General features: G+C 45.1%; 16 protein-coding genes and 1 riboswitch. Of the genes, 4 read left to right on the forward strand and 12 right to left on the reverse strand.

Annotated features, from left to right (window positions below; translation table 11 throughout):
• Positions 1-140 precede the first annotated feature (140 nt).
• The 8 genes from GXP69_RS06205 to GXP69_RS06240 all read right to left on the reverse strand — a co-directional run bounded on the left by GXP69_RS06205 (position 141) and on the right by GXP69_RS06240 (position 7679).
• Complete coding sequence (locus tag GXP69_RS06205; protein WP_163913494.1) at positions 141-1061, reverse strand: ketopantoate reductase family protein; 921 nt, start codon at positions 1059-1061, stop codon at positions 141-143.
• 25 nt (positions 1062-1086) lie between these two features.
• On the reverse strand, positions 1087-1881 hold the full coding sequence (locus tag GXP69_RS06210; RefSeq protein ID WP_163913496.1) for a queuosine precursor transporter: 795 nt from the start codon (positions 1879-1881) through the stop codon (positions 1087-1089).
• 67 nt (positions 1882-1948) lie between these two features.
• A complete protein-coding gene (locus GXP69_RS06215) occupies positions 1949-3025 on the reverse strand; it encodes a hypothetical protein (RefSeq protein ID WP_163913498.1) in 1077 nt (358 codons plus the stop codon).
• A 60-nt stretch (positions 3026-3085) separates the two neighbouring features.
• Entirely contained in the window at positions 3086-4018 is a 933-nt protein-coding gene (locus GXP69_RS06220; protein WP_163913500.1) for a ribonuclease Z, read from the reverse strand.
• A 15-nt stretch (positions 4019-4033) separates the two neighbouring features.
• Positions 4034-4411: an STAS domain-containing protein gene (locus tag GXP69_RS06225; protein ID WP_163913502.1), complete on the reverse strand. Its 378-nt coding sequence runs from the start codon at positions 4409-4411 to the stop codon at positions 4034-4036.
• Positions 4412-4465: 54 nt separating this feature from the next.
• Positions 4466-5413 (reverse strand): phosphoribosylaminoimidazolesuccinocarboxamide synthase, encoded by a 948-nt coding sequence (locus GXP69_RS06230; protein WP_163913504.1) that lies wholly within the window; start codon positions 5411-5413, stop codon positions 4466-4468.
• Between the two features lie 217 nt (positions 5414-5630).
• Entirely contained in the window at positions 5631-7076 is a 1446-nt protein-coding gene (locus GXP69_RS06235) for an SDR family oxidoreductase (protein ID WP_163913506.1), read from the reverse strand.
• Positions 7077-7341: 265 nt separating this feature from the next.
• A riboswitch (SAM riboswitch) is annotated at positions 7342-7448 on the forward strand.
• A gap of 84 nt (positions 7449-7532) precedes the next feature.
• Positions 7533-7679 carry a hypothetical protein gene (locus tag GXP69_RS06240; RefSeq protein ID WP_163913508.1) on the reverse strand — a complete coding sequence of 49 codons (147 nt, stop codon included), beginning with the start codon at positions 7677-7679 and terminating at the stop codon, positions 7533-7535.
• 36 nt (positions 7680-7715) lie between these two features.
• On the opposite strand from GXP69_RS06240, the gene GXP69_RS06245 reads away from it, so the two are divergent.
• From GXP69_RS06245 to GXP69_RS06260, 4 genes are all read left to right on the forward strand, one after another.
• Entirely contained in the window at positions 7716-9044 is a 1329-nt protein-coding gene (locus tag GXP69_RS06245) for an O-acetylhomoserine aminocarboxypropyltransferase/cysteine synthase family protein (protein ID WP_163913510.1), read from the forward strand.
• A gap of 142 nt (positions 9045-9186) precedes the next feature.
• A complete protein-coding gene (gene metX, locus GXP69_RS06250; RefSeq protein ID WP_163913512.1) occupies positions 9187-10248 on the forward strand; it encodes a homoserine O-acetyltransferase MetX in 1062 nt (353 codons plus the stop codon).
• On the forward strand, positions 10229-11476 hold the full coding sequence (locus GXP69_RS06255; RefSeq protein WP_163913514.1) for a homoserine dehydrogenase: 1248 nt from the start codon (positions 10229-10231) through the stop codon (positions 11474-11476). Before metX ends, GXP69_RS06255 begins: the two co-directional genes overlap by 20 nt.
• A 170-nt stretch (positions 11477-11646) precedes the next feature.
• A complete protein-coding gene (locus GXP69_RS06260; protein WP_163913516.1) occupies positions 11647-12315 on the forward strand; it encodes a hypothetical protein in 669 nt (222 codons plus the stop codon).
• Positions 12316-12400: 85 nt separating this feature from the next.
• Here the strand turns inward: GXP69_RS06260 and lysA are convergent, their stop codons facing one another.
• The 4 genes from lysA to GXP69_RS06280 form a co-directional block, all read right to left on the reverse strand.
• Positions 12401-13543 carry a diaminopimelate decarboxylase gene (gene lysA, locus GXP69_RS06265; protein WP_163913518.1) on the reverse strand — a complete coding sequence of 381 codons (1143 nt, stop codon included), beginning with the start codon at positions 13541-13543 and terminating at the stop codon, positions 12401-12403.
• A gap of 11 nt (positions 13544-13554) precedes the next feature.
• Positions 13555-14865, reverse strand: coding sequence for an aspartate kinase (locus tag GXP69_RS06270; RefSeq protein ID WP_163913520.1), 1311 nt, complete (start codon positions 14863-14865; stop codon positions 13555-13557).
• 141 nt (positions 14866-15006) lie between these two features.
• Positions 15007-19206, reverse strand: a complete 4200-nt coding sequence (locus tag GXP69_RS06275; RefSeq protein WP_163913521.1) for a T9SS type A sorting domain-containing protein — start codon at positions 19204-19206, stop codon at positions 15007-15009.
• 609 nt (positions 19207-19815) lie between these two features.
• A complete protein-coding gene (locus tag GXP69_RS06280; protein WP_163913523.1) occupies positions 19816-22191 on the reverse strand; it encodes an Ig-like domain-containing protein in 2376 nt (791 codons plus the stop codon).
• Positions 22192-22241 lie beyond the last annotated feature (50 nt).

Here is a 22241-nt window from a genome sequence, read left to right on the forward strand (position 1 = left end):
CAGTACGTATCCTGTGATAAAAATTTGTGTATGTGCTAAATGTGCATTCATTCGGGGTGCAAACATAACCCAAGATTATTTAGAAACAAAAAATAGTCGGTAATTTTTATCCTGTGTTATAGGTTAACCCCTTTACGAAGCTATTTGTTTTTAAGTTCTGTGTATAGTTTCTCGTAAGTAGGAGTAGGTATATTCAACTGCTTCCCAAGCTTCACAATATATCCCGTCAGCGAGTCGACTTCGGTGGCTTTTCCTTTCTGATAATCTGTGTGCATCGAAGAAGTGGTTTCGTAAGGCAACTTCCCCATTCTGTCGGTAATGGCGCTCAGACTGTTTTCAGAAAATACGATTCCTTTTGCTTTGGCAACCTGCTTAAACTCAGCTAAAAGGGCATACAGCAACTCCATGTTTTCAGGTTTAGCCAATATACCGCCTATGCTTGTATCAAGGTAAGAAGTGAGCGTGGCTATAGTTGATATAAACAGGTATTTCTCCCAGATCGTTTGTTGTATGTTTTGTGATAAAGTGGCGTTTATGCCGGCGTCTGTAAAAATACGCAGCGCTTCATCAAGCCTGGCCGAAGTGCCGTTAGTTGAGCCGAAGAACAATGCGTTGTTCTCGCCGGTTACGGTTACAAGGCCCGGTTCTGTAAGTCTGGAAACGATATACACGCAGCCTTCCCAAACTTCATTTTTTGGGTAAATGCTCTTTATTCTTTCATAGCTGTCGATGCCGTTCAACAGCGGAAGTATGATCGTGTTTTTGCCGATGCAGGGTTTAAGCTGCGTAATACTTTGCTCCAGGTCATAGCTTTTTGTGCTGCAGATCAGATAATCTACTTCACCGATTAGGGAAGAGTTAGAAGTAACCAGCTTTGGGTACGCGGTAAAAGTTGAGCCAGGAGTTTCTACTTTTAAGCCATGCTGCCGGATGGCGGTCTCGTTTTCACCTCTTGCAATAAAGTACACTTCTACTTCATCAGAGGTATGATAATGCCTGGCCAGGCGACCGCCAAAATAGCCACCAACACCACCAATACCTGCTACCGCTATCTTAATCATGCTTACTTTCTTTATAGTTTATAATTTAAGTTTCACTCTCTATCGCAGCTTCTTCTATCAGCTCTTCGGCATTATTATGCCCCAGGTAACGATCTATCACATAATGTGCAATGTAGAGCACGGGCGTAAGTAAAATGGCTACACAAAATTTGTAGATATAGTTGATAGCCGCCACAGAGAGCACCAGTTCCATAGACCAGTTGCCGAAGACATAAAAGGCAATGAACAGAACTACCACACTATCTATCAGTTGCGAAACCAGTGTAGAACCGGTCGCCCTGAGCCAGATCTTTTTACTGCCGGTGTACTTTCGCAGCCAATGGAAAACCGTCGCATCCAGAAACTGGGAAACCAGGAAGGCAACCAACGAGCCGATGATAATTCCCAGGCCCTGCCGGTAAATAGAGTTAAAAGCAAAGTCGATGTTAAATGGGTTGCCCTGCGGATCGGTGTTGTTTAACTGAATCCAGAATTGTGCTGGTGGCAGGCCGGTAACTATAGTTATAACCAGAAACGCATAAAGGATCAGTAGAACTGTAAGAAGGGTTATTTTCTTTACACCCTGCTTCCCGAAATACTCATTTATAATGTCCGTAGTAACAAACACGACCGGCCAGATTATTACACCGGCAGTCAGGTTAAAATCGAGTTTGCTGCCCAGTATGTTCAGTTGTGCGCCCGGCAAGTCGAACAAAGCTTCGCCCGAGAAGATCTTTACCCCGATAAGCTCTGCCAGCAATGCATTGGAAATAAATATACCGCTCAGTACTAAAAACAGATTGGTGCGTTTTTTCGACAGCGAGTAGGCGGTCACGTTCATGGGCTATAGTTTAGCGGGTGAAAAGTCAGAGTAAATTTAACTTTTATCGTGCGTTTACCAAAGCCTGCTATGGCAGGTTATAGAGCCGCGAAGTGCTCTGTCCGGTTTTGTGGTTTGTAATTTTTATTTCTATTTGGGTAAGATTCAGCTTTCTGAAGTGACTGGTGGCAACCATAATACTTGGGTTCTTTTTGCTGTAGGTGAGTTGGGTCGTTTTCAGGATTTGCTTGCTAAATGGGTGCAATACGTAAATACTAAGTGGGGTGCCCTCTCTATAGTTTAGCTGCAGCGAGATATGATTTTGGGTTGATTTACGCGGGAGTTGGTCCGGCCTGATCGTTACGGAGTATTCCCCGACCTGCGACTGCGAATCATCTTGGTGCTGTGCAATCACCTTGTAGTGGTATGTGCCTGGACTGCTGATACTGTCTTGTATGCTATAGTTGAGTACCGGTTGAGAGTAAGTATCGCGGACAAATGGGAGCTGCTCTTTTTGCGTAAACCGCTGTTCAGCTGCTGTTCGCTTTAAAACCTGGTAGTTAACTATAGTTTGTGCTTCGTGTGCGGCCGCTACCCAGTTAAGCTGAATTACACCATTGGCAAAGCTGGAAACAAGTTTGTTATCTTCTGCTATCGTTTTGGCAGGCAAACCCTTCGGCTCTGAGCTGAATTGTATGTTAAAATCGCAGAAATCATGCAGGTAACCATCCACATTTAAGAGATAGCTATAGTTTGATTTCAGAGAGTCGAGTTGCAGGTAGATGTCGTCCTGCGAGGCCAGCGAAACACATGAAATCAGCTTGTAGGTTTCAGTCTGACAGGGCACCCCATCAATAACCATCAATTGCACGCCCAGTATATCACGGCAATCCTGCCCGCTTACATTAAGGTAGTAGGTTCCAGCTTCTGCGGTTTTAAACCAGAACCACTGGTCGTTATGAAACTTTACACAGTTGCCTTCCAGGGCTTCGTTGATGCAGGCTTTATCAACAGTACAGTTGGTTGTGTTTGAGTTAAAAGGATCAGTATCCAGTATTAGCTCAATCCGGTTCTCTATTTTATCGTTGAGCACCTGCCCAAAACTATAGTTGCAGGTTAGCATCAGGCAGAAAAACAGGGCTGATACAAATAGCAGTGATTTCATTAGGTTATACACTAGAAGTTCTGCACTCAAAAGCTAATTGCTTTAAAGAGGTTATAGCATCTATAGTTCTGGTAACCGCTCCTGTACGCTAAATATGCTCCCTTCAATAGCCAGTTCTGTTCTCGGGAAAACTTCGCGGGCTTCGTTCAGCAGGGGAGTAAGGTCTTTGTATCGGGCCGAAAAATGGCCTAGCAGTAGTTGCTTTACCTCTGCAGATGCTGCCATCTGGGCAGCTTGTTTTGTTGTGCTATGGAAAGTTTGGCTGGCTCGTTCTGCCAGGTCGTGGGTAAAAGTAGCTTCGTGGTAGAGCAGGTCTACATGGCGTAGGTAAGGCAACAGGTCGGGTTTGTATTTGCTGTCGGAGCAATAGGCGTAACTACGGCTGCGCTTGGGCTCCAGCGTTACCTCTTTGTTAGCTAACAGCAGGTTGCCTTGCTCATCCATAATGTCTTCGCCCCATTTCAGGCGTACCAGTTGAGGCGGTGTCAGGTAGGAGGGGAGCCTCTCTTTTATAAGTGGCCGGGGTTTCTGTTTTTCTCTGAAAATAAAGCCACAGGTAGGAACCCTATGCTCCATTGGTATGGTGTGCACTGTTATCTGCTTGTCTTCATAAATCTTTTTATAGCAGCCAGTATCCAGCTCATGGAAAATAAGCTTGTAGCTCAGGTTGGTGCCGGAGTACTTGAATTGCAGGCTTAAAATTTCGGAAAGGCCAGGCGGGCCGAAAAGATGGAGTGGTGACAGCCTACCCTGTAAGTGCATGGTAGAGAGTAGTCCGGCAAGCCCAAAGTAATGGTCGCCATGCAGGTGGCTAATGTAGATATTGCAAATGCGCTGATGCTTAATTTTATATTGCATCAGCTGCATTTGCGTACCTTCACCGCAGTCAATCAGGTGTAATTGGTTACCAATGGTAAGTACCTGCGCGGTATGATGTCTGTTTGCCAGAGGCGTGGCCGACGAACTACCTAGTATCCTGAGTTCGAAATCCACGATCGGCGGGTGTTTTTAGTCTTCTTTATTTGTCAGGTCCTGCTCAATTTCGTGCAGGAAAACACGGTCAATAGCTTCTTCTACAGTAGGCAGAATGTTCAGCACAGACTCCAGTTTAGAGATAGAGATCAACTTCATAACGTGGTCCTGCAGGCTTGTCAGAATCAGCAAACCATTCGATGAATTGCAAAGGCGGTTTGCGATCAGGATAGAACTAAGTCCTGAAGAGTCAGTGTATTTTACGTTGTTCAGGTCCAGAATCAGGTTGTTAATCCCTTCGGCATTCAACTTCACGAACTCAGACTTCAGATCCGGAGCTATTGAAGTATCCAGCTTCTTCTCATCTATTGTAATTATAGTATAGTTCTCTTTCTTATCAATCGTGTACTTCATAGATCTACCAATATGGATTTATATGCGAATGTACCAAAATATACATTAAAAATTCTAATCTTTTAAGCTAAAAATGTTTTGCTCCACGCTTTGGGCAATGCGCTGAAGTACCTGGCTGTAATCGCTTTTCACGAATTGCTGGCCTGTAAATACTTCAAAAAGCTCAATGTATCGCTCCGAAATTTTCAGCACTACGTCATCGGTCATCTCAGGTATGGCCTGGCCATCTTTCCCCTGGAAACCGTTCTCAATCAGCCACTGGCGCACAAACTCTTTTGAAAGCTGCTTCTGCGCTTCGCCCTTCTGCTGTCGGTCACTATAGCCTTCGCTATAAAAGTAACGCGACGAGTCGGGCGTGTGTATTTCATCAATAAGATAAATCTGGCCATTATGTTTACCAAATTCATACTTTGTGTCCACCAGAATCAGGCCTTGTTTTGCTGCCAGTTCGGTGCCACGGGCGTAAAGTGCTCGTGTATAACGTTCTAAATTAAGGTAATCTTGTTCATTAACAATGCCTTTTGCCAGAATTTCTTCCCTGGAGATATCTTCGTCGTGCCCCTGGTCTGCTTTGGTGGTTGGGGTGATAACAGGTTCCGGCAACTTATCGTTCTCTCTTAATCCGTCCGGCAACGTAACACCACAAACCGTGCGTTTGCCAGCTTTGTACTCGCGCCACGCATGGCCCGCCAGGTACCCGCGAATAACCATCTCAACCTTAAAAGGTTCGCAACGAAGGCCTACCGTAACATTAGGATCAGGAGAAGAAAGTACCCAGTTCGGAACTATATCAGCTGTAGCTTTCAAGTTAAGGCTGGCTATCTGATTCAGCACTTGTCCTTTGTAAGGAATTGCGCGCGGCAACACCACATCAAAGGCAGAGATGCGATCGGTAGCAACTATAGCAAGCTTGTTGTCGAAGAAATAGACATCGCGAACTTTACCTCTGTAAAATCCGGTTTGGCCGGCAAAGGTGAAGTTGGTTTCTTTAATAACCTCCATTCGTGCGTTTAGTTTATCGGAGAGCAAAGTTAGCTATATTTTTAGAGGGCAAAAATTTTTACAACTGTACTTGTGGCTTTATGCAGCTTAAAAGCAAACTATAGCTGCATAACAACACCTGCATATACTGCCAAGTATAGGAATAGTTTTATATTATAAAATCTATAGTTTGCATTATTCAATGTATTTGAAGTTTCCGGATTTAAACTGCAGGATTTTACCCTGGCTTATATTGTGCAATATTAGTTACCATGCCCCTGAAAATGATAAAGTGAAATGGAAGCATAACATACCAGTAAAGTCTGCCGGATATACCGTTTGGCCTGAAGGCGGCGAGCTGTTCCAGGTAATCCCCATCAGGCATTGAAATAATGCGAAACTGAAGCCAGGCCTCGCCGGGTACTTTCATTTCTGCATATAATAAGAGTCGCCTGTGTGCCTTGTCAGCCACCAATACGCGCCAGAAATCGAGTGTATCGCCGGCCTGTATTTCGGTCGGATGCCGGCGGCCCCGGTTCAGCCCCACACCACCTGCCATTTTATCTAAAAGTCCGCGCATTCTCCAAAGGAAATCTGTTTTGTACCAGCCTCGTTCGCCACCAATGCTCCAAATGTTCTGCAGCACCTGTTCAGGGTCTTGTTCAATTTTAATCAGCTGTTTATCAGTAACTATACCATTCTGAGGCATTTGTACAAAATCCATATAGTTCAACTGCATGGTGCCACTTGCCAGGGCATCTTTCCAACTGGAGACAACCATGTGCTGCTCAATTTTGGTATAGGCCAGCTGTATGGCTTCATCATAAGTTAAATTCTGGTGCGGGATGAGCTTTTGTATGCTGTTATCAAGCACAATGGTATGGTTGCGCAAACTTTCTACTAAACTTCGGGCAATGGCAAAGCTGGTGCTGGTTACAAAATAAAGCCAGTAAGAAGATAGTCTTGGCGTAAGCACAGGCACAGTAAAAATAAAGCGTTTAAGGTGACGCGCTTTTGCCAGCCGCTGGAGCATCTGCTTATATGTAAGCACATCTGGGCCACCAATTTCAAAGCGCTGGTCATAACAGGCTGTGTTGCCAAGTACAGTAGTCAGGTAAAAAATAACATCGCGGATGGCAATGGGCTGACACTTTGAATTTAGCCAGCGCGGGGTGAGCATAACAGGAAGTTTCTCTACCAGGTCGCGGATGATCTCAAAAGAAGCACTGCCTGAACCAATAATAATAGAAGCCCGAAGTACGGTGAGGCTTGCCTTTGCCTGATCCAGAATATCTTCCACATGCCTTCTTGATGCCAGGTGCTCCGATAGTTGTGCCGCATTTGAAATGCCGCTTAGGTAAATGATCTGCCGGGCAGTTGTAGTGTTCAGGTAAGCGACAAAGTTTGCTGCTGATTCCTGTTCTGCTTTTGTAAAATCATTACCCCACGCTCCCATAGAATGAACCAGGTAATATGCTGCGTCTATAGTTTTGGGCAGCACCTTCAACGAGTCAGGTTGCAGTAAATCGCCTTTTGAAATTTGTACTTTATCTTTAAGGGTGTCGGGTAGTTCAAAGCGGCGGGGGTCGCGCACCATACAGATTACCTCATGGCCCTGCTCTACCAGAACTGGTAGAATCCGCTTGCCAATGTAGCCGTTTGCTCCTGTTAAAAGTATCCTCATAGTGGCTGTCTTTATTGCCGTGTCGCTTATGTAAAACAGCAAAGTTACAGCTATGTTCTGACCAAAACGAGAGATAGTTTCATGTAAAGGGTATAGTATAGAAGGCTTTGTTTTACAGATGCTATAGTTGTGTAAGTTGTTGGTTTATAGTTGATATAATAGGGGTTTGAAAAATAACTTTAAAAAATTTTCATCCATAATTTTGTTTCTTGAGTAAACCTATTCTAAGTTTGCATCATCAAGTCAATGATCCCTTGCGGTTATTGATTTATAAAGAAGCGTGGAGAGACAGGCTCTGTGAAACGCTAGCAACCTAACAACTCGGTTAAGGTGCTAATTCCTGAATCCGGAAGTACCGGATGAATATAAATTGATAAGAACATGAAAAAGGGAATTAAGCCAACACATCACAGTTTTGTATTTTATCCGGTAGGTCAACTACTCGGACTCTCTCATTTATTTGCCTTCAGGTTCATGCGAATGCAAACCTGTTGTTGCTGTCGCTAATCTTTTAGCTTCCCGAATTTTTTGTGCCCCGCAGGCTGCTGCAGGTTTATACCTGTAAGCCAACTGCTGTATCTGCACATCTATTTTGCCTTTCACAAATAACTCATTTTATACTTTTTAACCAGCATAATCATGTCTAATACACACCGATTCGAAACATTACAGCTACACGCAGGCCAGGAAATAGATCCAACTACACGTTCCCGCGCTGTTCCTATTTACCAGACCTCTTCGTACGCTTTTAAGGATGCCGCTCATGGTGCCAACTTGTTTGCGCTAAAAGAGTTTGGTAACATCTACACTCGCATCCAGAACCCGACAACCGATGTTTTTGAGAAACGCGTGGCTGCCCTGGAAGGTGGCGTGGCGGCAGTAGCAGTGGCATCGGGTCAGGCAGCACAGTTCATTGCACTTACCAATATTCTGCAGGCTGGCGATAATTTTGTTACTACAAGCTTCCTGTATGGGGGTACTTATAACCAGTTTAAGGTTTCGTTTAAGCGCCTGGGCATAGAGGTGCGCTTTGCGGCGGACGACGAATCGCAGACCTATGAGAAGCTCATCGATGAAAACACCAAAGCGATTTACCTGGAAACGATAGGCAACCCGCGCTTTAACATTCCGGATTTTGAAACTATAGCTGCATTGGCCAGGAAGCATGACCTGCCACTAATTGTGGACAATACATTTGGTGCAGGCGGTTACCTGTTCAGGCCGCTGGAACATGGCGCGAACGTGGTGGTAGAATCTGCTACTAAATGGATTGGCGGACACGGTACAAGCATTGGCGGGGTTATAGTTGATGGTGGTAATTTTAACTGGGGCAACGGTAAATTTCCGCAGTTCTCAGAACCATCCGAAGGCTACCATGGGCTTAACTTCTGGGAAGTATTTGGTGCAGACGGGCCGTTTGGCAATATCGCTTTCGCAATTAGAGCTAGGGTAGAAGGTTTGCGCGATTTTGGTCCTGCCATTTCTCCGTTTAACTCTTTCCAATTGTTGCAGGGCCTTGAAACACTCTCGCTGCGAGTAGAAAGAACGGTACAAAATGCACAGGCACTGGCCGAATGGCTGGAACAGCACGAACTAGTAGAAAGCGTGAACTATCCGGGGCTTGAGTCGAGCAGATACCACGAGTTAGCAAAGAAGTACCTGAAGCGCGGTTTCGGTGGCGTGTTGTCTTTTAAACTGAAAGGCGACAAGAAACAAGCCGAAACGTTCGTGAATAACCTGCAGCTGGTAAGTCACCTGGCTAACGTAGGCGATGCTAAAACGCTGATCATACATCCGGCATCAACCACACACCAGCAACTATCGGAAACAGAACAAATCAGTGCCGGTGTAGAGCCAACGTTGCTGCGTGTATCGTTAGGCATCGAACACATCGAAGATATAAAAGCAGATTTTGAGCTGGCTTTTGCTGCAGTTAAAACTGCTGTGGCCGAGCCGGTGCTTTATTAAGATAACATTTGCTGGCGCGAGTTTGCAACTCATGCTACATATAGTGTCGGATTTGTAATCCGGCTGGGCGGGACGCTCAACTATAGTTCGACACGAGCGAGGACGCTCGCGCCAGCATGATAAAGAGTAAAATATATTTCCAATGTCCGCACAACAACAAATTTTCCATTACCAACAGGAGTTCAGGTTGGAATCAGGCGCAGTATTGCCGGGGTTTCAGCTTGCTTATACAACCTATGGCAAACTGAGTCCGCAACGCGATAATGTAGTGTGGGTTTGCCATGCCCTAACCGGAAGTGCCGACTTTACAGCATGGTGGAGCGGCTTGTTCGGTGAAGGCAAACTATACGACCCGGAAGACTGGTTTATAGTTTGCGCCAACACGCTGGGCGGTTGCTATGGTTCCACAGGGCCACTATCTGTTAATCCCGATACGCTGAAGACTTATTTCCATAGTTTCCCGCAGTTAACCAACCGCGACATAGTGGCTGCATTTGAGTTGCTACGACAGGAGCTGGAACTGGAGCAGGTGCATACCCTGATTGGTGGTTCGTTGGGCGGACAGCAGGCATTAGAGTGGGCATTGCAGCAACCGGATGCGTTCCAGCGGTTGGTGCATGTGGCATCTAACGCACGCCACTCAGCCTGGGGGATTGCCTTTAACGAAAGCCAGCGCATGGCCATACGCCAGGACCCGACCTGGATAGAAAATAGTGAAACAGCAGGTCGGGAAGGTTTGAAAACGGCAAGAGCCATCGCTATGCTTTCGTACCGGCATTATAAGGGATATGAGCTTAGCCAGCAGGAGCCAGGCAACAGCATCACCGATAACTATAGAGCCGCCAGCTACCAAGTATATCAGGGCGAGAAACTGGCAACCCGCTTTAACGCCTATACCTACTGGCTGCTATCAAAAGCAATGGACTCCCACAACATAGGGCGTGGGCGCGGCGGAGTAGAAAATGCATTGCAGCGCCTGAAAGCAAAAACCCTTTTTGTAGGGGTTGATACCGACCTGCTTTTTCCGGTGGAGGAGCAGCGTTTTCTGCATGAGCAGGTACCGGGGTCGAGCTTCGCGTTGCTGCGCTCCGACTATGGCCACGACGGTTTTCTGGTGGAAACTGAACAGCTGGCAGATGCAATTAACAGGTTTTATCAAGCAGAAACTATAAATCAGGAATACTATGAAAAACAGGCAGTCTAACATCAGGCTTGGAATCTTTGGGTTTGGTTGTGTGGGGCAGGGGCTCTACAATGTGGTACAAACTATAGCGCAGGCAGGTATAGAGGTGGCCAAGATCTGTGTAAAAGACAGAGAGAAGCCACGCACTTTGCCGACAAGTGCTTTCACATACGATCCGCAGGAGCTGTTGCAGGATACCAGCATAAACATTCTGGCCGAACTCATCAGCGATGCAGACGAGGCCTATCATATTGTAAAGCAAGCCTTGCTGGCCGGAAGAACTATAGTTTCGGCTAATAAGAAAATGCTGGCCCGACACCTGCCTGAACTCATAACACTGCAGCAGAACTATGGCGGTACCCTGCTTTATGAGGCAGCCGTTGGAGGCAGTATTCCGATCATCCGTACCCTGGAGAGCTACTACAGTGCAGAGCCGCTAACAAAAGTGAGGGGCATCCTGAATGGGTCGTCCAACTATATACTCACCAAAATGGAAGCCGAAAGTTTGAGCTATAGTTTAGCGCTACAGCAGGCGCAGGAGCTTGGGTTTGCCGAAGCCATTCCTACCCTGGATGTTGGTGGTTACGATACAGTTAACAAACTGAGCCTTATTGCTGCACATGGTTTCGGAGCTACCGTGCAGCCGGAAGACGTACTACGCTTTGGCATTAATACCGTTACCGAAGCAGATCTGACTATAGCCCAAACTATAAACAGCAGGATAAGATTAGTAGCTACTGCAGCTGTAGATGAGGATAATAAGTTAACCCTGCGCGTACTGCCAACTTTTGTTACAGAAGCCGATGAACTGTACTATGTGCAGAACGAAACAAACGGCGTATCCATTGACCCTGTTTTTGCCGGGGAACAGTTCCTGAAAGGCAGCGGGGCAGGCAGTTTTCCTACTGGTTCTGCGGTCTGGGCGGATGTGTCTGCAGCCATAGCAGGCTACCGGTACACCTACCCAAAAGCAGCTAAAAAGACCGTAGCAATAAATCAGGAAAGCGAACTTTTTTTATACCTGCGTTGCACCGAAGAGGTAGAGTTAGCCCCAGCACTGAAACTTCGTCTGAATTTACTGCAAACCACCGCTGGAGATAGCATTTATAGTTTGCTTATCAAAGAAAGGGAATTACTTCGGTTACACTCGTATTTGTCAGATCAACAGGTTTTTGTAGCAGAAATCACCGCGGAACAGGCTAAGTTAATTGCATTACAGTCTGGGGTTGCTGAGGCAATGATTTACTAAAGTCTTCCATGTAGATTAACTGTGAGAATTTAGGAGTTGTTTTAATTGTATTATATAAAGGGGGTTGAGTTAGTAGGATAGTCTAAATAGTAAGTGAGGATTGTAGCTATAAATTGTAACTGCACGTACAACAAGTAATTACAGGTATCCAATTCTCAACGTTAGAAACTATGAAGACTATTCTACCCTTGCTCATTATTATACTCACTGTGTTTGCTGGTACCGGTTGCAGGCAGGAAAACGTCTCTCCGATACGCAACGTGCGCTTCGATCCGAAGCTGCTGAACCCACTTAAAATTGCGAACAATTGCACCAACTATAGTTATAAAGCCGGACGTTCACTTCGCCACCTGGGCACCGTACATACCGGCCAGGTAGTAGTAGCATTCCGTGATGGCATGACAGATGCACAGCGTACCGAAGCCCTATCAAAACATGGTTTCGTTACAGGTATTTTAAGCCAGCGCGCCAGCCAGTCGGGCATGATGTATACACTTGGTTTGGTAAGCGGCCTTAATTGCGCCCAGGCCGAACAGGCTGTACGCGAACTAACTAAGGATAAAGCTATAGTTTATGCAGGCCCAATGTTTTTGGTTGAAGGCGGTCAAGCTGTAGGGTTAAGCAACGAAGTATTAGTGCGTGCTGATGCTACTGGTATTGCTGTTTTGCAGCAGAAAGTAAAGGATTTTAATGGCAAAATTAGCGGCCCATTAGGTGCCGATACGTATATGGTGCAGCTCAACAAGCAAGCGAAAGGCAATGCACTGGATTTTGTGAATGTGCTGAACCAGGAGGCTGGCATACTGAATGCCTCACCTGACTTTATGCTGGCTCCATAGTTATAGTTTGATTTAGGATCAATAAAAAAGCCTGCTTCTATAGTTCGGAAGCAGGCTTTTTTTGCGCATTTAGCTTTTAGTTAAACTATAGGTAGATAGCATTTACCCGGTCGCGCAGGTTATAGCCCGATGCCATTACCTCGCCGTAAGCACCGGCTGTTCTGATGGCAACCAGGTCTCCGCGGTTGGTTTCGGGTAGCATCACAGCCTTGCCAAAGCAGTCACTAGACTCGCAGATCGGGCCTACCACATCGTAGCGTTCTTCCTGCTTATCGCTGGTCAGGTTCTCAATTTTGTGGTACGACTGGTAAAGTGCCGGACGGATCAGCTCGGTCATGCCAGCATCCAGAATGGCAAAATTAGTTGAGATCCCTTTCTTGATGTACAGTACTTTAGAAATCAGCGTACCGCACTGAGCTACCAGCGCACGGCCCAGCTCAAAGTGCACCTGTTGTCCTGGGCGCAGCTCCAGAAACTGATTGAATAAACCAAAATAAGCAGCGAAATCAGGAATCAGGTTTGCATCCGGATTATAGTAATCCACCCCAAGACCACCGCCTACGTTTATATGTTGTAGTGTAATGTTACGGGCAATAAACCACTCCTGGAATTCATTCACTCTTGTGCATAGGTTCTTGAACACATTCAGGTCTGTTATCTGAGAACCAATGTGGAAGTGAATACCGATCAGCTCTATGTTCTCAAGCGTCTTCAGCAGGTCTAGCACACTTTCGAGCTCCCAGGCATTAATGCCAAACTTGTTCTCTTCCAGGCCGGTGGTAATATACTTGTGCGTGTTGGCATTTACATTTGGGTTAATGCGCAGCGCTATTCTTGCCTTGGTGCCTTTGGCGGTTGCCAGCTCGTTCAGTACTTCCAGTTCGTGGCTCGACTCGCAGTTGAAGCAAAAAATATCCTGCTCCAGTGCGTAGTTTATTTCTTCATCCGATTTACCAACACCTGCAAATACCACATGTTCCGGCTTAAAACCGTTTTCGATGGCGCATTTTACTTCATTTCCGCTTACGCAGTCAGCCCCGAATCCAGCCTGCAGCATTTCGGCAAGGATAGGTGCATTTGCATTTGCCTTTAAGGCATAGTGTACGTGGTAGTTATATTTGGCTGCTTCGGCACTTGCATTTTGCAGGGTTTGCCTGAGCAGGTCTATATTATATACATAAAAAGGAGTGGTCTGCAGCTGCAGCTCCTGTAAATGTTGTTTCAGCATGGTCGCGTTTCTTAAAAAATCCCTTCGTTCAGCTTTGTTAGCGCCTCTACTTTATCTTTTGTGTTTATCAGCAAGGTAATGTTGTTTTTGCTGCCGCCATACGAGATCATGCGCAATGGTATGTTCTTCAGCGACTCGAAAATACGAAGACCGGCTCCGCTCTTTTCAGCAATAAAATCACCTACTACGCAGATAATAGTCTGGTCAAGGTCCGTTTCTACCTGGCCAAACTCTTTCAGCTCAGCTACAATCTCGTTCAGGAATTTATTATTGTCTATAGTTAGAGAAACAGCAACTTCTGACGTGGTGATCATGTCGATCGGGGTTTTGTAGCGCTCAAATACTTCGAAAACGCTGCGCAGGAAGCCATAGGCTAACAGCATTCTGCCCGATTTAATTTTGATTGCCGTGATGCCATCTTTTGCAGCTACAGCTTTTATACCACCACCTGCAGTTTCAGATTTAATGATCGTGCCATGTGCTTCGGGCTTCATGGTGTTGAGCAGGCGTACTGGTATGTTTTGCTGTTTTGCCGGCAACACACTGCTTGGGTGCAGAATCTTGGCGCCAAAGTAGGCAAGCTCGGCTGCTTCATCAAAAGAAAGCTCTGCAATCGGGCGCGTGTTTTTAACTATGCGCGGGTCGTTGTTGTGCATTCCGTCAATGTCGGTCCATATCTGGATCTCCGATGCGCCCACAGCGGCACCGATCAGCGATGCAGAATAGTCTGAGCCACCACGCTTCAGGTTATCTATCTCGCCAAAAGCGTTGCGACAGATATAACCCTGCGTTATGAAAAGCTTTGTATCCGGATATTTCTCCAGCTCTGTTTTGATGTTCTTGGCAATATAAGCGGCATCTGGCTCTTCGTTCTCATCGATCTTCATGAAGTTAAGAGCTGGCAGCAATACAGAGGTAATGCCCTGCTCTTCCAGGAAGAACTGAAACAGTGCCGTTGAAAGCAGTTCACCTTGTGCAAGTACTGCTCGCTCTTCATGAATCGTGAATAGGTCCTGTGTATAGGCCCTGATATTATCAAAATGATGATCGATCAGCTCGTTTGCCTGTTTCTTTTTATCGGAAGTGTTGTAGAGCGATTCTACAACCTGTTTATAGTTATCATGGAGCGCATCAATCAGCGCATTCGCGTTTTCGTTCTTGTTCTGGTACAGCGTTTCAGCTATTTCTACCAGCTTGTTGGTTGTGCCCGACATAGCAGACAGCACCACAATTTTACTGTCGCCGTTCTGAATCAGGTTCGCGACATCTCTCATTCTATCAGCAGACCCCACAGAGGTGCCGCCGAATTTCATTACTTTCATCTAAAAGCTATAGTTGTATTTTAAGGTAGCTGCAAAATTAACAAAAAGCGGGCAGCTTTCGGGTATTGGCAGGTGCGCAAAAATACAAAAAAGGCCAGCTTTTTTAGCTGGCCTTTTTCAGGTTATTATAGTTGCTCTAACTTATTGCTTCATTAGTTTAGTTGAAAGGTTATTTTGCGTCCCTCTCACTTTCAGAATGTAGATACCTGCAGGCAGGTTGCTCGGAAGAACCTGGTATGTATTGGCGCCGGCCTGTAATTTTATAATTGTGCTGTAAACTTCGCGGCCCTGCAAGTTATATAATTTAAGTGTTGCTGGTTCTGCTGCCTGGGTAACTATAGTTACAGTAAGGTTTTCGGAGAACGGGTTAGGATAAGCCTGTAGTTTACTGTCAGATAATAATTCGTTATTACTTAAAGCAATGGTTTTACTATAGTCGCTGGTGCCATCAAAATCTACCTGTTTCAGCCTGTAAAATGCCATACCCGGCAACGGTGACTCGTCAGTGAACTTGTATTTTATTGTCCGGTTGGTGGTGCCATTCCCGTTTACACTGCCAATTTTAACAAAAGTCTTGTTGTTGGTACTGCGTTCTACATCAAAACGCTTGTTATTCAGTTCCGAAGCGGTAGTCCATTGCAGTACTACTTTATAGTTTGAGTAAGAAGCTGTAAAATTCACTAATTCAACAGGAAGCGGGGTAATATCGCCCGGGCGTATAGATGGGCTGTAAAACCTGATGTATAACGGAAGGTCTGTTACCCGGCCTGTCATATCAGTTATGCGGATCGTAAAGTTATAATCCCGGTTTGCCATCAAACGCTCAACATTATCTACAGAAATGTTTCCGTTAGTAGTATTCAATACCGTACCGGAAGGTAAAGATCCTAATATCAGCTGAGCGGATTGTATACCCTCTGTGTCTGAAGCACTTGCAATAACTTCGCGGTAAGCATATTCAGTTACCAGCTTATTGGTTCTAACACTGTATTCTGAAGGGCAGTTAACTGTTATAATCACCTCGCTGTTTGTTGTGCCTGTGCACGAGGTAACAGCCCAGTTAAAAACATATTTTCCTGATTCAAGACCAATCACCTCAGTGTTATATCGGGTAGCATCTTTAAATTTAGGGTCTGCAGTAGCTGTTGCAGGTTTCGATACAAGAGTCCATCTGCCTGTTCCCGTGCCAGGGTCGTTACCCGCTAAGTACGTAAAGGCACAAGCTGTTTGAGCTGACCCGGCATTAGCAATTGTCCCACTTGTAACCTGTACCGTTACTTCCTGGGTCAGATATGGATTACAAGTGCCATTGTTTATTACCTGAACCTGATAAGTATAGATTCCGGCAGGGAGTGCCGCAGTAGTTACTGTCTGTACTCCGTTATTTCCAGTAATGTTAGAGCCCACCTGAGCGCCATTATCTTTTCTGACTACTTTGTAAGTATAACCAGTTTGGGTAGCTACAGAAATAGTTACTGTATTATTAACACAGATGGTGGTATTGCTTATAGTTACCGCTCTTGATACATCTGGGCCACCATTTACTGTTACCGTTCTAAGAAACGTGTTTTCGGTAGAGCAGCCGGTAGCCAGACTCTTGATCACAACACCAAACTCTGTAGTACGGGCAACTGGTTGTGCAGGAAAACTTAGATCGCCGGTGGCAGTAGGTACTATTACAGTAGAAAGTGCAGCCTTTGTAACGTTATTGATTAGCTGGTAGGAGTGCTGGGCATCTGCTGCCTGTACTGTTATAGTTACAGGAGTATTGGGGCAGGCAACATCTGTAGCTGAAGCTACTACAGAGAATGTTTTTGGTACCGTCGGGTGTAGTTCAACCGTCATCTCGCCTCCAATCGGGTCAGAGCAGTCAGCACCTACTTTTATAGTTCTTATCTGCACTATAGTGCCTGGAGTGTTTACTGGGTCTGATTGCAGCGTGATTGCAGAACCCGTACCCAGAACCGAAGGGCCAAATTGTGTGTATGCTCCGTTAGTTTCTTTTCTGTAAATATTGTAGATAACGCCACCCTGAGTTGATGGAATTCTGATAAATGCCGGAGTGCCCGGGCAGAATTTAGGCTCAGTAAACGTTGGTATAACTGTTGAGCTGACCGGATTACACTTTATAGTTACTGGCTGTGAGTGCGCACTGGTACAAGCGTCCTGGCCACCATTCGGGTCTTTTGCAGTAACAGTTAGTTTTGCCCCGGCATAAATTTCGAATGGAGAGATGTTGCTGAACAGGAAGCGGCCATTGGAATCTGCAATCTGAGTAATCGCAGCCCCGTCCTTATCTACATAAACAGAACCATTGATAAAGAGTGTAATAAGTGCTCCTGCAGGTGCAGTGCCTCTCACACTGGTGTTCCCTTCGAAAATATCATTACTGTTTTCAGTGCCAAGTACTGCAAGGTTGCTGGCATTATATAGGGTGCTAATACCTATGCTATTTGAAGTAACGCTCTCTGATTTACTAGGAGCAGTTGCCCTTGCTGTAATTGTACCTGAACTGCTCTGTGAGATAGTAGCCGTCCATGTGCCATGTGAGTTAACAGTTGTGCTGCCTACTTCCACATTATTAACATAAACCAGTATTGTTGTTCCCGCTACCTCTGTTGATATACCCGAAACGGTTGTTGTAGGGCCACAATAAATACCTGTAACTATAGGAGCTGACGTAACAGCCTGTACAATTAGTACATTCGAAGTTTCAGCTTGATTACATCTATTTACATCAGGTGTGGCTGTAATAGAAATCCGATCTCCAACAGCTAGTGTAACACCGCTTAAATTAATTGTCCAATTAGGATTTGTTGCTGTGGTATTTGCTGTTTTATTTGAAACGGCAACACCATTCCTAAAAAGTTGAATGATACCAGAAGCTGCGAAAGTGCCAGTGAGCTGAGTTGTATTTACTGAAAGCGTTGCGGTTGTAATTTTAGGTATCGGATTTATTATTCCATCATTCTTATTATAGCATACAGTATTTGATGGTCCAGACTCGCATCCACCTGTAGGGGTTACTCTAATCAGGTAAACTCCAGTATCAAAACATTGGCCCGTTTGACATGCGTAGCTATCTGAAAAAGGAGCAGTTGCAGGCGATATGGTTTTAGAAAATTCTAACACACCATTTTTATAAATTCTTACAACCTGTTCACCTGCAACAAAAGTTGTAAAGTTAATGCCTTTACCACCTGAAATGACGGATGTTATTTGCGGAGGTTGGGTATAGCAGCTACCCGTACCAACAGTTATTTCGTTGGAAAATTCGGAGATAAATTCATTGTCTGGCTTTACAGTGGCTTTAATTTTATCGCCAGTTAGTAGTAATGCAGCAGAAATTCCTTCTAGTCGCCAAGACCCATCTACTCTTACAGTAGTAATTCCAATATTAACATTATTTCTGTAAACAGTGATAAGTGATCCCTCTACTTCCTCTGAAAAGCCCGAAATTATAGTGCTGTTACTATAGATTGGGGAATTGATGGTTGGCGGAGTAGCCTTACTCGGTGTAAAGCCTGTATCCTTAATGTCAGTAGGAGTGGTTAGCGGTGTATTATTGATGATAGATTTCCATGCATCCACTATGGTACCTTTTATAACCCGGTCATCTATTCCGCCTAGATCGGATGCTACGCCAAAAATGCCACTTTTGGCACTGGTAATTGTCACCCCCGTCATGCGCAATAGAGAGGATTCGCTAATCGCCCCTCTGAAAGCAGTTAAAGGTACATAAAAGTCGTAGAAATAATCCGGGTCGCCGCCACCGGTCGAACCAGCAATAGACTTCTGGGAGTACTGATCTACCGAACCATTGAAGATGATGTCCCCTCCGGTGGTATTGGTGCGATGGTCGTAAACACGCACATCAAAGTTTGTTGCCAGCAATACCTCAAACTCAAAGCCGGGGTTGGGTGCATTTCCGTCTAACTTGTTATCTATATCAATCAGAATGCTGTAACCCTTGGAAGCTGTAGATTGGCCGGCAAGCCTGATTCGGAAGAGGAAGTTTTTACCATCAAAGTAAGAGGCCATTGGGGAGCCTACTATTTTGCCATTTGCATATACTCTGGGAGCAAAGTCAGTGTGGCCGTAACCGCCACCTGTTTTCAGGTCGGCTAGAGGCTCATCCATAAATACCGGAAACGGACGGAAAGGAATTTCACTATACTGAGGACCTTCGTCTAGTCTGTTGCCACCGACAAGCTGAAAACCTAGTGCTGTTTTAGAAACGTAACCATCACCGTTAGGGTCGAGTACCTTGTTGCCGCCATTAACGGCAATCTTATAGATGAGTCCCGGTGTCTGTGCCTGAGCTGTAGTAAAGATGCTCAAAATACACCACAGTAGTAGACTACTCTTTAGAGTAATCAGATAATTGCTTCTCATTTGGCTAAAAGTACACCGGTAATAATAGTTATAGGTTCTGCTTGCTTTATAGGTTGCCAGATAAGCCTGAACATACAAGCACCTTACTTGTTGTTTTAGATTGTTCTAATAATTCCATTGAACAATTTTAGTTTAAAGTCCATAAAGATTATTAGAAAAAGCTAAAGTTGCAACATGGATGCAAAGGTATGTTGAAAATTTCTAAAGTTAAATAGTAATATTTTGCTTTATTATTCTGGCTTTGTTTGATAAACTATAATATAGAGCTTCCTATATATTTGGTTGGATAAAGAATTTAAGCTGTTTAGTTAAAAGGTAATTTGTGAAGGTGAATTTGACTTTACCGGGAAAATATTTGTGAAAATAAAATAGCTCAGTCCGATATAGAAACTATAAGTAATAAGAAATCAGTGGTTTATAGGTTGTGATGATGTGGCAGGTGGTAGACTCATAAATTATACTGCTATGTTCTGTGAGGTCTGTCATAGTTCAATTCGCTCTGGCGCAGTAGGATTAAAAATAATAGTGCCGGCTCCATGGCCGGCACTATTATTTTTAATCCTTTAAGATTCGGGTTGTGTGATTGGTTTCAGGTGATGTAACCCGAAGCAGGTAAACACCACTCTCTAAATTGCTCATAGGCAAACTATAGGTATTCAGGCCTTCATCTAGCGTTATCGTTTCAGTTTTCAAGATCCTGCCCTGCATACAATAGAGCGCGAGCGTGGCCTGTGTTGTGGCTGGCGCTGTTATGTGTGCCACTGCGTCTGTCTTTACAGGGTTTGGGTAAGCCTGGATGCTGGTGTTATAGTTAAAGTTCCGGTTTTTGAGCGCAACCGTTTTGCTGTAAATGTAAGTCCCGTCGTAGTCGACCTGTTTTAATCTGTAGTAACTTTTGCTCTCTTTAAACCTGGCATCGTGGTACGAGTAGGATAGTTTAACAGAGCTGTTTCCAGCACCTTTTACTCTCCCTATTTCTTCAAAGGATTTCCCATCAGCACTTTTCTCAATCACAAAGTAGTCGTTGTTAAGCTCGGTAGCCGTAGTCCAGGTCAGGAACGCTCCATCGTTAACGGCTCTTGCAGAGAAACTGACAAGGGTAATAGGTAAAGGTATTATGGCGCCTGACAGTATGGTGTAAGTTGCATTTGTCAGCGCCTTTATTCCATAGTTATCTGTTGCTGTGTAAGTAAAAAAGGCTGGACTCACATAGGTGTCAAACATTTCAAAATGGAGCAACTCTGCCTGAGCAGGAGTCAGGACCTGGCCCGGTACCACACTAGAACCGTTTAAGGTTAGTCTTCCCTGAGAACCTCGTGGCACACTTAAAATTGTAAAGCTGGAAATACTTCCGTCAGGGTCTGAAGCCAGCAGAGGAGCGAGTAATTGAGCATTCTTGTTATCAGGGTCAATTGTAAAGCTTACATCTGTTACAGTAGGTGGTGCGGCTACCGGTATTATATAAGTGCCTGCGTTAGAACTTGCGCCATTGTTATCTATAGCTCTGAAGGTGATCAGCACATTGCCGCTATAGTTTGAAGCAGGCAGAAACGATAGGCCATTTAGTATCCCGCTCTCTGTTTGGTAGGTGTTGTTGCCGGTTATAGCTTTGCCGTTCAGATAAAGTGTGCCCGCCTGAGTTGGCGAAACCTGATCTATCTGGTAAGCTGTGATATAACCATCAACATCGGTACCAGCCAGTGGCGGCAGGTTTACATGCTGCTGAGCTGCATTTGATACTGCGGGAATGGTTTTGCTTTCAATAACCGGGATCTGGTTAACCGGAACCACCTCTATATTAAGAAAATAGTTTGCCGTCCCGGATGTAACGCCTTTGTTATCGGTAACGGTGTAAGTGAAGCTTGTTCTGATTGCTCCTTTGCCGCTCTGATTTGGGTTGTAGTATAGCTGACTTGTGTTAACTACACTGCCAACTCCTAAAACCGGAGATCCCGAAGCATTCGCAGAAAGCCAACCTGTGCTGGGCAGGCTTGTAATCGTGTACCTTTCTATAGTTCCGTCGAAGTCGACAGCATTGAGCGGGAATGGGAGTAAGCTGTAAGATTTGCCGGATGAGATGAGGTTTGATGTAACATTACGGGCGATGGGAGCACCGTTTATAGGTATGATGTACAAAACAACAGATGAACTGGCAGTACCTCCCTTGTTTATAGTTTGGTAAGTGAAAGTAGCATTGCCATAAAACGACAATTCCGGATCGAACGATAATTGGGCCGCATCTGCCGGTGAAATCTCCTGGCCTTTTAATACTTCATTACCTCTCATGTATAGTCTGCCTTGCACAGGATCGGGAATGGTTAAAATTTTGTAGCGCTCTATATCTGCTGCAGTTTCGGGGGCGATAGGTTGCAAGGAGTTAATTGGCATGGCAGGGTCGTTGCTCGAGATCAGCCCGATATGTTTAAGTGTGGTAAAGCTAACACCTTCCACTTTGGCCTCCACTTGTGCACGCGGTCCTTCGCAACCAGCCGGACTAACTGCAGACACATAGTAGAAGGTATTCGTACTTATTGGAGGTGTTGTGAAAGTACTGCTCGTGGCACCATCTATAGGTATTCCGCCGGCTTTCACAGCGTACCATCGGAATGTATGGTTTGCAGGCGCACTTGCAGTAAGTGTTACTGAGCCTATGCCTTGTGTTACACCATCTTTTACGGTTGGGACAGCTGGAACACTTTGTAGTAAGATCCGGAAAGCCTCACTTGAGTTGGGCTGGTTACCACCAGCGTTAGTGAAAAGTACTCTGAAATATTTGTTATGATGTTCCGAAGTTGTCGTGAAACTATATGCTAAACCTGTAGCCCCTGCAATATTAGTGTAAGGACCATTCTGTGCATTACTCACTTGCCACTGGCGGTTATCAGCATGATTAGAAGGTAAGTCGACCTGTAGGTTAATAACGCTGTTCAAGCAGGCCTCTACATTTACGACTTTAGGTGGGTTGTTTTGAGCATGAGCTA

The sequence above is a fragment of the Pontibacter burrus genome, assembly GCF_010686685.1.
Lineage (GTDB): Bacteria > Bacteroidota > Bacteroidia > Cytophagales > Hymenobacteraceae > Pontibacter > Pontibacter burrus.

Bases quoted from the DNA above. Each gene is read 5' to 3' on its own strand.
- GXP69_RS06205 (WP_163913494.1), bottom strand. From the start codon at position 1,061: ATGATTAAGATAGCGGTAGCAGGTATTGGTGGTGTTGGTGGCTATTTT.
- GXP69_RS06210 (WP_163913496.1), bottom strand. From the start codon at position 1,881: ATGAACGTGACCGCCTACTCGCTGTCGAAAAAACGCACCAATCTGTTT.
- GXP69_RS06215 (WP_163913498.1), bottom strand. From the start codon at position 3,025: ATGAAATCACTGCTATTTGTATCAGCCCTGTTTTTCTGCCTGATGCTA.
- GXP69_RS06225 (WP_163913502.1), bottom strand. From the start codon at position 4,411: ATGAAGTACACGATTGATAAGAAAGAGAACTATACTATAATTACAATA.
- GXP69_RS06230 (WP_163913504.1), bottom strand. From the start codon at position 5,413: ATGGAGGTTATTAAAGAAACCAACTTCACCTTTGCCGGCCAAACCGGA.
- GXP69_RS06235 (WP_163913506.1), bottom strand. From the start codon at position 7,076: ATGAGGATACTTTTAACAGGAGCAAACGGCTACATTGGCAAGCGGATT.
- GXP69_RS06245 (WP_163913510.1), top strand. From the start codon at position 7,716: ATGTCTAATACACACCGATTCGAAACATTACAGCTACACGCAGGCCAG.
- metX (WP_163913512.1), top strand. From the start codon at position 9,187: ATGTCCGCACAACAACAAATTTTCCATTACCAACAGGAGTTCAGGTTG.
- GXP69_RS06255 (WP_163913514.1), top strand. From the start codon at position 10,229: ATGAAAAACAGGCAGTCTAACATCAGGCTTGGAATCTTTGGGTTTGGT.
- GXP69_RS06260 (WP_163913516.1), top strand. From the start codon at position 11,647: ATGAAGACTATTCTACCCTTGCTCATTATTATACTCACTGTGTTTGCT.
- lysA (WP_163913518.1), bottom strand. From the start codon at position 13,543: ATGCTGAAACAACATTTACAGGAGCTGCAGCTGCAGACCACTCCTTTT.
- GXP69_RS06270 (WP_163913520.1), bottom strand. From the start codon at position 14,865: ATGAAAGTAATGAAATTCGGCGGCACCTCTGTGGGGTCTGCTGATAGA.